Genomic DNA, 14858 nt, shown 5'->3' with positions numbered 1-14858 from the left:
TTCCTCCTCAAAAATTTGGAGGTCACAAAATGAAGTATTCCAAAATATTAGTACCGACTGATTTTTCGGAGTCTGCGAAATATGCACTACCATTCGCCATAGATCTGGCGCAAAAGTACCAGGCCAGTCTACATGTATTGCATGTCGTGGAACCCATCGTGGCCCCTGTTGATTTTGCCTGGGGGACCTATAGCTATCCAGATATAGAGAAACAACTCAGCGGATATGTTGATGAGTCGCTGGCAAAGATAGTGGCGGAACAAATTCCCTCTGAAATCAAGACTGATTCATCAAATCTGCATGGGAAACCCTGGCGGGAGATAGTCTCCTTTGCTAAGGAACAGGGGATGGATCTCATCGTGATGGCCACCCATGGCTTGAGCGGATTTAGTCACGCCATTTACGGCTCAACGGCTGAAAAAGTTGTACGGAAAGCTCATTGTCCCGTCCTGATCGTGCGTCATCCCCATGTAAAATTCGAGATGCCATAGATCATTTTGACATCTTATCCAACGCCATTAGAATTCTGTTCACCTCAACAGTCACTTTAAGCGTGAAACATCGATATCTTTACATCAACACACTTTACAGGACAATCCTTATCTGCTGATACATAGTGAGTTAAGGCTAGGAGTATCAGTGGTAATTGTTTAGTTTTGACTCCTTCTTTGGGGAGGTTATAAACTCAGATCCCTTCCGGTAACTGGCAATTCGCTTTAGCATTCACCTCCCTTTATTCTATCTTCTTACCTTATGAATGATACCAGAAAAGACATTCCGACGCGTCGCCTGATATCCAGCCTTGAGCACATCTATGCGCTTAAAACCATCCCTAGATCAGGGTGGTTACAATCTGGAATTGATGCTCGGGGTGTTGAATCTATCGCTGCCCATAGTTATGGGATGTCAATCCTTATACTTTATCTGCGCGCCACTTTACAATCGAATGGCGTGAATGTAGAGCGCGCTCTGAACATGGCCCTTGTGCATGACATGGCAGAATCAATCGTAGGTGATTTAACCCCCAGGGACAATGTGCTGGAAGCGACGAAATACGAGGCTGAAGCGGCTGCTTTTGAGCAGATAGTGCAAGACGTTCAAGAAGGTGAATACTTCAAAAATCTCTGGCAAGATTTTGAGTCAAATAAATCTCCTGAGGCGCGGGTAGTAAAACGAATTGACAAATTGGATATGCTGATCCAGGCTTATCTTTACGAAAAGAAATACGAAATGAGACTTGATTCTTTCTGGGAAAACATGGACGATATGTTCAAGGGGAGTGAATCGGAGTCGATTTATAATTATATAAAATCAAATCGATTTGAATTTAAAGGGAATGAAGCATGAGGATGGTTGTTTTGGGCAAACTGGTCTTACTGGCATTATTGATTATCAGTCCAGTTATGGCAGAAGAACATGGTAGCGCGAGTGAACAGGTTGCCAGTGAGCAAATTGTCAACCAAGAAGGGGATATGCATCAGGAGGCAGAAGCAGGTCACCATAGCAGTTTGCCGCCGATCTGGCTAGTTGCACCATTTATCATTTTGCTGCTAATGATTGCAACGGGACCTCTTTTTTACCCCCATTTATGGGAACATCACTACCCCAAAGTCGCCATTTCGCTGGGAGCCATCGTCGCTGTCTACTATGGATTTTTAATGGATCACGGTACACTCAGTCTGCTACATACACTGGAGGAGTACATATCCTTTATCGCTTTGCTCACAGCGCTTTTCGTGGCTTCAGGTGGAATTCTTATACGATTTAATTCCTCAGGCAAACCCTGGATTAACGGGCTCATACTTTTTGGTGGAGCCATACTTTCTAATTTTATTGGTACAACTGGGGCCTCCATGCTGTTAATCAGGCCATTTATGAGATTGAATGAAGGTCGACTAAAACCCTTTCATGTCATTTTCTTTATTTTTATTGTGAGCAATATTGGTGGAGGTCTTACTCCCATTGGAGATCCACCCCTGTTTCTAGGTTTTTTAAAGGGAGTACCATTCTTTTGGGTGGTTGGGCATGTCTGGCATATATGGTTGGTCACAGTGTTGGCTGTAATTGGTGTTTTTATGGCCTTCGATATGCGGGTACCTGCCAGCAGTGTAGCACCCACACCTGGAAAAAATCTTGAGATACACGGCAGTAAAAACTTTATCTATCTGGGAATTATCATCATTTCAGTATTTATGGATCCAGCAGTGATCGATGGTTTTCCCAGCTTACAGAAACTGTTGCATGTCCCCTTTGGTATACGAGAAGTGATTATGTTTAGTGTGGCTTTTATAGCTTACCGAACCGGGGATAAGGAAGCCTTACGTGGCAATGAGTTTAACTTTGAGCCTATCAAAGAAGTGGCCTATCTCTTTGTAGGAATATTTGCTACCATGATTCCAGCGCTACAGCTAATTGGTGCTTATGCTAAAGAGCATGCTACCGAATTTACAGTCTCCCGCTTTTACTGGTTTACTGGATCCCTTTCCGGCGTGCTTGATAATGCACCGACTTATCTAAATTTCCTGGCAGGTTCAATGGGAAAATTCGGACTTGATATTAGTTCGGTTTCCGACGTTCAACAGTTTGCAACGAAAGTCCCATCTCCGGTTCCAGGGGACTCTAATTCAGTTGTATACCTAATGGCTATTTCTGTGGCTGCTGTATTTTTTGGAGCCATGACCTATATTGGGAACGCTCCCAACTTTATGGTAAAAAACATAGCTGAACAGGCTGGTGTAGACGTACCATCCTTTATGGGCTATATCTTTAAATATTCAATACCAATACTACTGCCCATCTTTTTTGTAGTCTGGTTAATCTTTTTTAACCTATAGAAAATTATCTCAGGAGAACAATAATGAGCAAATCTATTCATCAGGCTACTGAAAAAAAAGAGACTGGATTTCTAATCAAGAACTCAATTTTCCTGCCCTTCCATTTCGAACTATTAAGTATCTGGATTGGGAAGGATATGTCCCTGGTTTCAAAACCCGATCTGCTTACTGATTTCAGTGACAGGAATGGCGATGTCCATATTCGTGAATCAGAGAGCTTTACAAATCTAATATTTAATGCCCATAAGGACTTGAAGCGTGAATATGGTCATTATAAAGGACATATAATTCTGTACTGCACAGAAAAGGGTGCCGATATATTTGATAGTAATAACCGACATTATGTCAAATTGTCCTTTCATGATGATACCAACAAAGTTTATATGGAATTGATAGACGATCCCTTTGAACTTTAAGTGAAAAGTTAATCCAACCCATGGAGTAAATTGAGTTGATCAGTGCCGTTGTAACAGGATACCTGCTATTGTCTGGAATTCTCCTGCAATTCTCGGGAAAATTCATCTCAGCCGCCCGGCAGCACCAATTGGCATTTGTTTCAATAATTGTCCTTGTGCTGGGCATTTTTCCGCAACTCCGCCTGCCCCTTGTTGCCCCAGGGATAATTTTCCATCTTGGAATGATGCTATTCGCATTGCACCTGAGTGCCTATTATTCAGGAACCTCGAAGAACTCCGCACATATGTATTCTTTAATCCTCTATCTTGCTGCTGTGGTGCTTGCACCACTGTCTCATCATCTGTTTATTGAATGGACGTTGAGTCGCTTTCTGATCATGGGCGGAACTGGGCTGGTCCTGCTGGAGCTGGAAAGAACTGTTGCTGAAAAATCTTATTCGCTGAGTATTGTTGAGAAAAACCTTCTCTGGGTTTGGTTTATCTCCGCTGTCATGGGTTTGTGGGAGCGTCAGGTTCAATTGCTCCCCGATCTGTTCTTTCTGGTCATCCTTGTGGTCCACCTGGAGAAGCGCTGGCCAAAGTTAAGCGTCCCAGCCCCACTGATCGCCCTATATGGTATGCTTATCGTCTGGTATGGTCATTATACCTTGTCAGGCATCCCCGGTCATGTTTTGGATATTTCAAACGTATATCCACCCTCCAATACTCAATTGATTCTTATAGGATTGGTTATGATTGGATTGTTGGTATTTGGACTTCGCAGCAGGAGTATTACCAAACAGTTTTTATACCTGTTTCTTGCCCAGGAAACATTATTACTGGGAACAGGTCTTGAGAATTTCTTCCAACCATCGCAAGAGTTGATAGGATTACAGAGAATTCTCCTCTTTGTCTCATTGATCGGTCTTTTTGTCATGATAGAATCCAAAGAAAATGAGGGATTGGACAAAAGGGGTTTAAGCGGGTTGGTATTTGAGCGTCCAAGATTTACCAGTAGTGTCGTGCTGGTTTCACTGTTTTTTGCATTTTACCCACTGGTATATATTGCAGGTGATTCATTATTAGTAACAACCATGCTCATTGGAATTGTGGTCCTCAGTGCAGGATGGACAGCGAATCTCATCCGAATTCTTTTCACTCGGGTAGATCGTGACTATCGAATTCTAAGACCGTCCCTGTCTATCTGGTCGACGGTTGTATTCACTATCCTGTGGGCAGCGGTCGTATTGTTGGAAATTGTAAGTAGAAATATTTTGAGCTGATAGCTCACAAACTATGAAGGTTATATGCGATGAGACTCACAAAAATATATACACGCAATGGCGATAAGGGCAAGACACGTCTGGCAAATGGAGAGGAAGTCTCAAAGGATTCTTTGCGAGTCACAGCCTATGGTGACGTGGATGAACTGAATAGCATTATCGGGCTAGTCTTAACTGAGAATCCAGATGTAAAACTAGCTGCTGTCCTATCAAGTATCCAGCACACCCTCTTCGATCTTGGCGGCGAGCTGGCATCTGACGGTATGATAGAAGGTCTGGTTACTGATCAGCATACTACATCGCTTGAGAAGCATATTGATCAAATGAATATTGAACTACCCCCTCTGGAGGAATTCATTCTGCCAGGTGGGACAAAATCTGCCTCACTATTGCATCTGGCGCGGACAGTCTGTCGTAGAGCTGAACGCAGTATTATCACGTTGAACCAGAGTGAAACGGTTGCTGCTGAGATTATTCAATATGTGAACCGGCTTTCCGACATACTATTTGTTATGGCCCGCTATGAAAATCATCGCAGTGGGAATCAGGAAGTATTCTGGAATAATCCTCGTAAAAAGTAGGGCTTAACTGCTCCCTCATCAGGGAAAACGAAAATATTATATTGTGTATGAAATAGTATACATAATGATTAAAATATATTACATTAATCGCTGATCGAAGGGAGAGAAAAAATGAATTTTTGGTTATCAACCACCATGCTGGCAGCCTTTCTAATCAGTGCCACCGCCGCCTATCTCGCAGTTCGAGCTCTGCAGGTATTGAAACTGCGCAAGGCCAAAATTGACCACGGGGGAGAAGTAATAAAAATTCCTATGGCATTATTGCAGAAACGTTCCCTGTGGAATATTGTTACCATCGCTACAGGAGTTTCCACCATCATGTGGTTGTTCAAAGGGCATGCTGTCACAGATTTTTTTCAGAATGAAGAATTCCGAATCACTTTAACAGGAGTGATCATGGTGACTCTCGGAATTAGCGTACTTTTAATGCTCCCCACATCACGAAAAAGTCGTTGGTCAAAGTTATTGGACGAGAGGGATCGACTCGTATTGTCCCGAGCAACAAACTTTCAAGTCGTGGGAATTATGATATTGGGTTTTATTTGGACCATAGGACTTACTGAACTCTATTGGGAGGCTGGGACTATTCCCATTGATATACCTTATTTGGCATTATGGTCTCAGTTTCTGATGCTGTTTTTAAGCAGGTCAATAGGCATCGTTTATGGCTATTGGTGGTTGGATCACTATGGCGACTGATATAATTCTTAACACTATTCGCAAACACCGTTTTGAGCAAAATGAAATGACGCAACAGGAATTGGCGGATGCAGCCGGTTGTACGCGTCAAACCATTGTGGCACTTGAGGCAGGAAGGTATACTCCCTCTTTGGGTCTTGCTTTTCGAATCGCTAAAATATTTGGATTAGGTTTAGAAGAAATATTTGAATATCGTGAGTTTTAGAGAATGGTAAGCTCACACTTCATGATATAAGCATGTCCCATTACCTCATTTTCAATAAATCGTGAAATGGATTGAAATCTTGAGTCAAGATAGGATCTGTCTGATGAGAGCATAGCAACAGCGATTGCGGCATGTTGCCATTTATCCAGATAATCAAACTCAGAAACTGAGACGTTGTAACGAGAGCGTAATCTTTCTTTTAAACTTTTAATCACACTCCGCTTTTGCTTCAAACTCTGAACTGCGGGTAAGTGTAACTCAACCTGTAAAATGCCGGTGAGTAACATGTATGCGCTTGATCCTGATCGTCTAAAGTCTATGGTTAAACAGGTTGATTTCTTTAATGATGTGAGGATGGATATTCGGGTTGGCTGCAATGATGTGTCCCACAGCCAGATCCAGATCCTCACCACGTGGGCCAGATACCATACCTCCAGCCTCAGTTACCAGTAAAGCACCAGCCGCAATATCCCAGGGTTTTAAACTGAATTCCCAGAGTCCGTCCAGACGACCACAAGCCAGCCAGGCCAAATCAATAGCCGCTGCTCCAGCTCGTCTCAGTCCTTGCGTTTTCCCATAGATTGACGCCCACAGCTCCATATTAAGCTTAAAATAATCATCATTAAAATATGAGAAGCCCGTGGCCAACAGAGATTTGCCCAAGTCATGGGTTTGACTCACAGAAATTGACTCCCCATTTAGAAAAGCGCCCTGACCTTTTCCAGCGCTGAAAAGTTCTTGCCGGTTTGGGTCATAAACTGCTGCTACGAAGAGTTCATCTTCAAATTGAATTCCAATGGATACGGCGAAAACGGGGAAGCCATGGACAAAATTAGTGGTTCCATCAAGAGGGTCGATAATCCATTTGTAGGGGGAGGAACGTGAGCTGGATCCGCCACCTTCTTCTGCCAATATCTCATGTTCAGGATAAAGTCGGTGAATCTCGGACACAATATAGTTTTCTGAAGCTTGATCGACTTCAGTCACCATATCACGGCTACTTTTGTATGAAATTTGTCTTTCTCTAGTGCTCAAGGTAAGGATGAGTTCACCAGCAGTTCTGGCAATTGAACTGGCGTCCCCAATAAGTTGGTCGTGAAAATTATTCATGTAACCCTCAATTTAATAAATAGATTTATTTGTAAGGCACATGTTCCTGGTTGAAGTATTCTGTACTCATCGTCTTCAACTTTTTAGACAGTAAAATTATTGCCAGCAGGTTGGGCAAAGTCATGAACCCTAATGCTGCATCTCCAAATTTCCATACTGCATCGAGACTGGCAATGCCTCCAAGAAAAACAAAGAAAACATAGACAGTTCGGTAGGGCAGGATGGCTTTTGGACCGAATAAGTATTCAGTGGCTCTATCCCCATAAAAGGACCAGCTGATGGCAGTGGAAAGTGCAAAAAGCAGAATAGAAAGCGTAATAATTTTATCACCCCAGCCGATCATCCAACCCAGCCCTTCTTTAAATGCAAAAGAAGTGAGCAAGCTACTATTCAGGAGCTCACGTCCATCGAAAACCCCTGATGCTACTATTGAATCTGCCAGCGTAGCATCATGGACGCTAATTCGTACAAAAAATTCTGTATGCTCCCAGGCGCCTGTGGAGATGATTGCAAGACCAGTTAAGGTACAGATAAGGATAGTGTCAATGAATGGCCCCAGCATGGCAACAGAACCCTCGCGTACAGGTTGATCTGTCTTGGCAGTAGAGTGGGCAATGGCGGCACTTCCCTGGCCTGCTTCATTGGAGTATAATCCTCTTTTAATTCCGTGGAGCATGACCAGCAGAACGCCACCTCCTACACCACCAGCCATGGCAGGTGGGTTGATAGCCATCTTGAAAATCAACCCAAATGCTGTCCCCAATTGATCAAAATGTGAAAGAAGGATAAGCAGAGCTGCAAATACATAAATTCCGGCCATGAAAGGGGCCAGATATCCCGTTACGTGTCCGATACGTTTGATCCCCCCGAGAATCACCATTCCTACCAAGGTAGCCATCAATAGTCCATTGAATATTTGCTGCATGGATACTGAAAAACCCTCGAAAACCATATGTTTTAAGGTTAACCAGTGAGTGGATCCAACTACTTGAGACACTTCAGAGTAAATCTGATCGGAAACCGTGAATGATTGGATGGCATTACCAGTGGCCATTGAGCAGATAATGGTAAAAGCCGCAAATGCTACTGCAAGCCAGCGCCAATTCCGACCCAGACCATTTTCAATGGTATACATGGGTCCACCAGCAGTGTTTCCATTTACATCCATTTCCCGATATTTTAAAGCGAGCGTACTTTCAGCAAATTTCAGGGTAGTACCGAAAAAAGCAGTAATCCACATCCAGAGTAATGCCCCGGGTCCCCCATAGTAAATCGCGATACCCACTCCGGCTATATTTCCAATACCCACTGTGGCTGAGAGTGCTGTGGTCAAAGCCCGGAAATGATTCAGATCGCCCTCATCTTCAGGATTATCATAGATACCCATGGTGACTTGAACCCCATGCCAGAAACGCTTGATCTGAGGAAATCCAAGATATATGGTCACAAAAATTCCGGAGCCAACCAGTGCTAGAACCATAAATGGAACGGCTCGCTGAGAGGGGAAAGACCAGATTGCATCGAAGAAATCAACTCCGAATGCATATAGGAAAAATGAGATTGTTGCAAACGCTAGAATACCAGCAGTAGATCGTTTCATGAAAAACCCTTCAGTGAATATCATGTAGTAGTTAGTTGTGGCTTTATTTTAAAGCGGATCAGATGTGGGGAAAGGAAAAAGTTGATCAATTGCCTGGTTCACAAGCATTTCCCATCGAGGGAAAAAACCTCCTCTGTGGGGAGAGGAGGTTTTATTGGGCTAATTTATTTTATCAGGCTGGGTTTTATGAATCTGGAGGCACAATTTCTGGTGTTGCATACTTGGTCTATGGAGATGTTTAATACATCACGAATTTAGCGAGACGTCCATCTAAACCACCATTTCTCAGGGGTCGTTTCCATTCAGGACGCAGGCCAATATTCTTCAGGTATTTTCGTTCACCAAAATAGATATAGGCCTCACTTCCAGCACATTTCTGTTTCAACCAATCGCCCATTTCCTTATACAAAGTGGATAAATCTTCTCCAGTTTGCAGGCGAATGCCATAGGGAGGATTCATGACCAGAGTGGCTCCCGGGGGAATGGTAATCTCCTGGTAATCCTTACGGTGGGTGTAGATTTCAGATCCACGGGGCAGATGGGAGAGATTTCGTTTGGCCACTCTCATGGCAACCGGGTCGACATCAGATGCTTGAATGGGTATTTCTTGAGGTGCATCAAAGGCACCATCCATCTCCTTACGTACATGCGTCCAGAGTCCCTTGTTGAAATCGGGCATTTTCATAAACCCAAATCTTTTTCGGAAATAGCCTGAAGGAAGGTTGGTGAGAGCCATATAAGCTTCAGCAGGGAGGGTTCCGGAGCCGCACATGGGATCGATAAATGTGGTTTTACCATCCCATTTGGTCATTTGAACGATAGCTGCGGCCAGCGTTTCCTGCATGGGGGCTTCCACTGTATCCAGTCGGTATCCCCTGCGATGCAAAGAGCCTCCACTGGTATCGAGACTGATGACGGCCCGGTTGTTCTCAATATGGAGATTGAACCAGATATCAGGGTATTTTGACTCAACATTGGGTCTACGTTTCACCTTCTCACGAAAACGATCCACAATGGCATCTTTCAGCTTAAGGGAGGCGTATTGGGAGTGGGTGATAGCGCTATTGCTGACCTGGGAGAAGATGGCAAAGGTTTGATCTGGTGAAAAGAGTTCTTCCCAGGGAATATCCATGGCCGTCTTGTATAGATATTTGGTACTGTGGCAATCGAAGGAAATCAGGGGCGCTAAAATTCGGGTGAGCAGTCTCGAACCGTAATTGATTCTGTAAACGGTTTCTGCATCTGCAGTGAATTGTAAACCTCTGAAGCGCTGATTGACTTTGGAAGCACCGAGATTTTCAATCTCAGCTGCGGCCATTTCCTCAAGACCATTGGCAACCTGAGCAAAATAGCTATTCGTTTTTTGGTATTGGAAGGACATTAATCATCAACCCGCTTATCTTTCCTGGCCTGGGAAAGACGTTTGTTGGGATCCAGCTCCATTTTACGAATGCGGATATTTTCAGGTGTGATTTCAACCAGCTCATTCTCAGAGATAAATTCTATCGCCTCATCCAGAGTAAGCAGATGAGGTTTCCGCAGTGTGACAGTTTGATCAGCATTTGCGCTACGCATATTGGTCAATTTCTTTTCACGAGTAATATTTACATCCAGATCTCCAGGACGATTCCGCTCCCCGATTACCATTCCGGCGTAGACCTGGGTACCCACATCGAGTTGCAGTTCTCCCCGATCTTCCATGCTCAAACTGGCGTAGGCCGTGATTTTTCCTGAACGATCAGAAACCAGAGCTCCTGTATTTCGCTGGGGGATGGGACCAAACCAGGGAGCATAACCCTCCATAATGGTATTCATCACGCCAGCACCCTTGGTTTCAGTCATAAAGGTGGTACGAAAACCAATCAGTCCACGAGATGGAATTCTGAATTCTAAATTTACCCGTCCACTGCCGTGGTTGATAATATTCGCCATGCGACCTTTCCGGATGGACAATTTTTCTGACATGACACCCACAAATTCTTCAGGAATGTCCAGATATAGCTTTTCAACTGGTTCTGACAATCTGCCGTCAATTTCTTTAGTGATAACTCGGGGCTTGGATACCATAAACTCATAGCCTTCGCGGCGCATGGTCTCGATGAGGACAGCCATCTGAAGTTCGCCGCGGCCTCTGACTTCAAAGGCGTCAGCGCGATTCTTCAGTTGTTCAATCTGCAGGGAAACATTGAATTTCATTTCCTTTTCCAGTCGGGCAAGAATATGTCTTGAAGTCAGGTATTTACCATCTTGACCGGCAAATGGACTGGTATTGACATAGAAAATCATTGAGACTGTGGGCTCGTCCACATGAATACGAGGCAATAAATCTGGATTTTCAATTGAAGTGATAGTGTCACCTATGGAGATGTTATCAATACCTGCAAAGGCAATGATATCACCAGATACAACTTCTTCGACTTGTTGACGTCGAAGACCATCAAATGTGTATAAAGCGGAAAATTTCACATTGGGTGTTTGTTTGTGTTCGCCTGCCAGTAGATAATTTGTACCCATTTTGAGGACGCCGTTTCTCAGGCGACCAATGGCAATCTGACCGACGTAGGCATCATAGTCAAGATTGGCAATAAGGAACTGAGGGACATGATCATCCGATCCCTCAGGTCCTTGAATATAATCAATAATGGTTTCGAAAAGGGGACGGAGGGTCGTCGAATCATCACCCAGTTGCGCATGGGCGATACCGTCTTTGGCGATTGTATACAAAATTGGAAAATCGATCTGTTCATCTGTGGCATCCAGATCAATAAAGAGGTCGAATACTTCGTCAACAACTTCAGCAATCCTGGAATCAGGACGATCAATTTTATTGATCACCAGAATGATCCGGAGATTTTTTTCCAAAGCCTTTTTCACAACGAATCGAGTCTGGGGCAGTGGGCCCTCACTGGCATCAACCAATAACATGGCCCCATCGACCAGATTTAGACCTCGCTCTACTTCACCACCAAAATCAGCATGTCCAGGGGTATCAATAATGTTAATTTTAACACCATTATATTCAATGGCTGTATTTTTTGCGCTAATGGTAATACCGCGTTCACGCTCCAGATCCATATTGTCCATGACTCTATCAGTAAGTTCCTGGTTCTCACGGAAAATACCGCTCTGTCGAAGCATCCCATCTACCAGCGTTGTTTTTCCATGATCAACGTGGGCGATGATGGCGATATTTCTAAATTTTTCTTTGCGCATTTATATCCTCTCAACGTGGATTTCCCCATCGGAAACACCACAAAATTAAATAGTTACTAAAAGCGCGTGCAGGATGCGTTCTAAAGGAGCTGATTACAATGAAAAAATGAGGCCCCCAAGTCTTTAAATCGAATTAAAGCAAGCCATTGGATTGTATGGAATGATTAATTAGTTTAGTGACGTTCAAAAAAAAAGACGGGACCTAATTTTGTTGGAGGCTCATGATGGCTGAAATGTATCTTGAAATGATAGAACTCTTTTTTATCATCGGAAGTTTATTTGCGATCCTGGTAGGGGTGATTTTGTTTGTGAAACCTGATCTGATTGCAAATTGGTCTCATATGGGGAATAAATGGTATTCAGCCTCAAAATGGACCAAACCACTGGATGTTATTCGCGATACAGATTCATTCTATTTTAGAAATCATCTTCCAGTCGGGGCACTTATGATGGTCGTATCGCTGATTGGTTTATTCTTAATTTTTAATCGAATGCCTGACACAGATGAAGTTGTTGCTGCTGCTGGTAGTCCGGAACTGGGATTGAGTTTGGGAATCCTCCTCGAATCTCTCAAGTGGTTTCTCATCGTAACCATCATATTAGGTTTCCCCATGTGGAGTTTGCTGGCATTTAGCCCAGAAAAATTGAAGCGTGTCAATAAAAGGCTTAATACATGGGTCTCAGCAGGTCTCATTATGTTACCTCTGGAAAAGATGAATCATGGCTTTGATAATTTTGTGCTCAATTACCACAGATTTTTTGGGACTATCTTTGTGCTTGGAGCGGTATTTATTCTTTTCAAATTTCTGGGGTGAATAAACCCACTCACATCGACGCTTTAAAACCTCATTTCTTGCATCAATTATGAGTAAAAAGGTATATGCCGTATTCCAGGGACATCAACCAGGAATATATAATTCCTGGGATGAAGCTTCTGAGCAAGTCAAGGGATTCAAGGGTGCAATATATAAAAGTTTCCCCCGAGAGATCGAAGCCATTGAATGGCTGCGGGAATGTGTTCTGCACGCAAAAGAACCAGTGACACAACAGCTCATAGACCTTATCAAGAATCATATTGATAAAGTTGGAATTGAATCAAAATCATCTTTGTCAGATCCTAATGGAGAAATCATCATTCATACCGATGGTGGGGCATCTCCAAATCCCGGGATAGGGGGCTACGGTGTTGTGCTCCAAAGGGGCCACAGGCGTAAAGAGCTATCAGCAGGTTACAAACTCACTACCAACAATCGTATGGAAATGATGGCTGTGATTGTTGCATTACAGGCACTTAATGAAGCTTCTGAAGTTGTCCTGCATACTGATTCCAAATACATCGTGGATTCTGTATCCAAACGCTGGGTGTATGGATGGAAAAAACGGGGTTGGAAGAAATCTGATGGAAAGCGTCCTGAAAACGTAGATCTGTGGGAGATTCTTATCACTTTGCTGGAGAGGCATCAGGTGGAATTTCGCTGGGTGAAAGGTCATGCAGGCAATACGGAGAACGAGCGCTGTGATGCCTTGGTAGCAGAAGCCAGGAAGCATAAAAACCTGTTGGTAGACACAGGGTATATATCGTCTTGATACTCTAGTACCATTAATTGGGGAAGGAAGCTTGTAACATGAAACACTTTCTCTGGGTAACAATATTTGCTGGATTTATCATTTTTAATTGCAGCAGTTCTAAAATTCAACCCCCAAACGATGATTATGATGTTCAGCTTCCAGGTATCCCTGGACAAAGGGGTAGTGAAGGCTTTGCTGAAGCTGATGGACTCATCGGGGTTAAACCAAAATCTCCTTATCAAGAATTTTATCTACTGGACAGTATCCGAGTGGTCGTGGATGATCCCTACGAAACAGAAGGAATATTTGACTCGCCCCGTATGCTTATTTTATATGCCCTGCCCAACGGCAACAGTATCGAATGGACCATGGGTAAACGGAAGAATGAAATCGATGACTGGCATTTCAACATTCAGTACATTGATGCTCAAACCAAATGGTTGAGACAGAATACTCGTGAGCGCTATACAGTGGCTTACCTGGAAGCCCCTCATCTGAGTTGGCCCGCCTGGAAAAGGTCACATCCAAATTATGGTGAGATGATTGCTCAGGTTCTCGATTCACTCAGATCAATATATCCTCAAGCCAGGGTCATATTGAACAGTCACAGAGGTGGAGGGAGCTTTGTCAATGGATTTATCAAATCGCAAGCGCAGATTCCCGGCTGGATCAAGCGGATAGGTTTCATCGATAGCAATTATGGCTATGATGCAGAAATTGGTGTGAAAATCGAAACCTGGCTCAATTCAGATCCAAATAACCACCTCGCTGTTTTTGCCTATAATGACAGTATTGCGCTGTATGAAGGTAAACCCTTTGTCAGTGCTACGGGTGGAACCTGGTACCGATCAAAAATGATGATAAAAGACCTGGGACAAAAGCGCAGGCTCGCCAAAACAGATGCCCATGAAGGGATCATCCAGTATCGTTCAGATGATGAACAGATCTTGATTCTTTTAAAGGAGAATCCATCCCGTGGAATTTTCCATACAGAGCAAGTTGAGCTGAACGGTTTTATCCATAGCCTGCTGTTTGGATCCGCTTTTGAAAATGCGGGATACGAGTATTTCGGCGAACGGTGTTACGAGGAATACATCCTGTTGGATACTCCTCCGTTTTAGCGTTTTAAACCTGAAGAGAAGTTGTAGATAAAAAAAAGCCGGTGCTCCTAGGAGACCGGCTTTTTATAAATTCTTTAATTTAAAGAATTATACAGCAGTTACGTTCTCAGCCTGTGGACCTTTTTCGCCCTGTGTAACATTCAAAGTAACGTTTTGTCCCTCTTTCAATGATACGTGTCCTGAACCGTTGATTGCGCGATAATGCACAAATACGTCTGGACCATCTTCCTGCTGGATAAAACCGTAGC

The 14858-nt window shown here is 43.5% G+C and carries 17 protein-coding genes; 11 read left to right on the top strand and 6 right to left on the bottom strand.

Annotated elements, in window-relative coordinates:
- Positions 1-29: 29 nt before the first annotated feature.
- The 8 genes from ISR87_10835 to ISR87_10800 all read left to right on the top strand — a co-directional run bounded on the left by ISR87_10835 (position 30) and on the right by ISR87_10800 (position 5997).
- On the top strand, positions 30-491 hold the full coding sequence (locus ISR87_10835; protein MBL7025942.1) for a universal stress protein: 462 nt from the start codon (positions 30-32) through the stop codon (positions 489-491).
- A gap of 262 nt (positions 492-753) precedes the next feature.
- On the top strand, positions 754-1347 hold the full coding sequence (locus tag ISR87_10830) for an HD domain-containing protein (protein ID MBL7025941.1): 594 nt from the start codon (positions 754-756) through the stop codon (positions 1345-1347).
- Positions 1344-2834, top strand: a complete 1491-nt coding sequence (locus tag ISR87_10825) for a sodium:proton antiporter (GenBank protein MBL7025940.1) — start codon at positions 1344-1346, stop codon at positions 2832-2834. The genes ISR87_10830 and ISR87_10825 overlap by 4 nt, the downstream gene beginning before the upstream one ends.
- A 23-nt stretch (positions 2835-2857) precedes the next feature.
- A complete protein-coding gene (locus ISR87_10820; GenBank protein MBL7025939.1) occupies positions 2858-3250 on the top strand; it encodes a hypothetical protein in 393 nt (130 codons plus the stop codon).
- A gap of 35 nt (positions 3251-3285) precedes the next feature.
- Positions 3286-4512, top strand: coding sequence for a hypothetical protein (locus ISR87_10815; protein MBL7025938.1), 1227 nt, complete (start codon positions 3286-3288; stop codon positions 4510-4512).
- Positions 4513-4541: 29 nt separating this feature from the next.
- Positions 4542-5093 carry a cob(I)yrinic acid a,c-diamide adenosyltransferase gene (locus tag ISR87_10810; protein ID MBL7025937.1) on the top strand — a complete coding sequence of 184 codons (552 nt, stop codon included), beginning with the start codon at positions 4542-4544 and terminating at the stop codon, positions 5091-5093.
- Positions 5094-5204: 111 nt separating this feature from the next.
- Positions 5205-5792 carry a hypothetical protein gene (locus tag ISR87_10805; GenBank protein ID MBL7025936.1) on the top strand — a complete coding sequence of 196 codons (588 nt, stop codon included), beginning with the start codon at positions 5205-5207 and terminating at the stop codon, positions 5790-5792.
- Positions 5782-5997: a helix-turn-helix transcriptional regulator gene (locus ISR87_10800; GenBank protein MBL7025935.1), complete on the top strand. Its 216-nt coding sequence runs from the start codon at positions 5782-5784 to the stop codon at positions 5995-5997. Before ISR87_10805 ends, ISR87_10800 begins: the two co-directional genes overlap by 11 nt.
- Here the strand turns inward: ISR87_10800 and ISR87_10795 are convergent.
- The 5 genes from ISR87_10795 to typA form a co-directional block, all read right to left on the bottom strand.
- Positions 5994-6284, bottom strand: a complete 291-nt coding sequence (locus ISR87_10795; GenBank protein MBL7025934.1) for a DUF503 domain-containing protein — start codon at positions 6282-6284, stop codon at positions 5994-5996. The two genes, ISR87_10800 and ISR87_10795, sit on opposite strands and share 4 nt — an antisense overlap.
- A 22-nt stretch (positions 6285-6306) precedes the next feature.
- The gene (locus tag ISR87_10790) at positions 6307-7107 is read right to left on the bottom strand and encodes an inositol monophosphatase (protein ID MBL7025933.1); all 801 of its coding nucleotides are present in this window, start codon (positions 7105-7107) and stop codon (positions 6307-6309) included.
- 25 nt (positions 7108-7132) lie between these two features.
- The gene (locus tag ISR87_10785) at positions 7133-8707 is read right to left on the bottom strand and encodes an alanine:cation symporter family protein (GenBank protein MBL7025932.1); all 1575 of its coding nucleotides are present in this window, start codon (positions 8705-8707) and stop codon (positions 7133-7135) included.
- A 238-nt stretch (positions 8708-8945) separates the two neighbouring features.
- Complete coding sequence (locus tag ISR87_10780; GenBank protein MBL7025931.1) at positions 8946-10088, bottom strand: class I SAM-dependent RNA methyltransferase; 1143 nt, start codon at positions 10086-10088, stop codon at positions 8946-8948.
- Positions 10088-11920, bottom strand: coding sequence for a translational GTPase TypA (gene typA / locus ISR87_10775; GenBank protein MBL7025930.1), 1833 nt, complete (start codon positions 11918-11920; stop codon positions 10088-10090). Before typA ends, ISR87_10780 begins: the two co-directional genes overlap by 1 nt.
- Positions 11921-12141: 221 nt before the next feature.
- Here typA and ISR87_10770 point away from each other — a divergent pair, with 221 nt between their 5' ends.
- Genes ISR87_10770 through ISR87_10760 form a run of 3 tightly spaced genes read left to right on the top strand, consistent with a single transcriptional unit; the run spans position 12142 to position 14610 of the window.
- Complete coding sequence (locus ISR87_10770; protein ID MBL7025929.1) at positions 12142-12735, top strand: hypothetical protein; 594 nt, start codon at positions 12142-12144, stop codon at positions 12733-12735.
- Between the two features lie 46 nt (positions 12736-12781).
- Positions 12782-13507 carry a ribonuclease HI gene (gene rnhA, locus ISR87_10765; GenBank protein MBL7025928.1) on the top strand — a complete coding sequence of 242 codons (726 nt, stop codon included), beginning with the start codon at positions 12782-12784 and terminating at the stop codon, positions 13505-13507.
- 38 nt (positions 13508-13545) lie between these two features.
- Complete coding sequence (locus ISR87_10760) at positions 13546-14610, top strand: hypothetical protein (protein ID MBL7025927.1); 1065 nt, start codon at positions 13546-13548, stop codon at positions 14608-14610.
- 87 nt (positions 14611-14697) lie between these two features.
- Here the strand turns inward: ISR87_10760 and ISR87_10755 are convergent.
- Positions 14698-14858: cold-shock protein (locus tag ISR87_10755; protein ID MBL7025926.1), on the bottom strand; the 161-nt coding region annotated here is incomplete at its 5' end.

Source organism: Candidatus Neomarinimicrobiota bacterium (assembly GCA_016784545.1).
Classification (GTDB): Bacteria; Fidelibacterota; UBA8477; order UBA8477; family JABMPR01; genus JABMPR01.
This window is presented reverse-complemented; position numbering and strand designations above follow the sequence as displayed.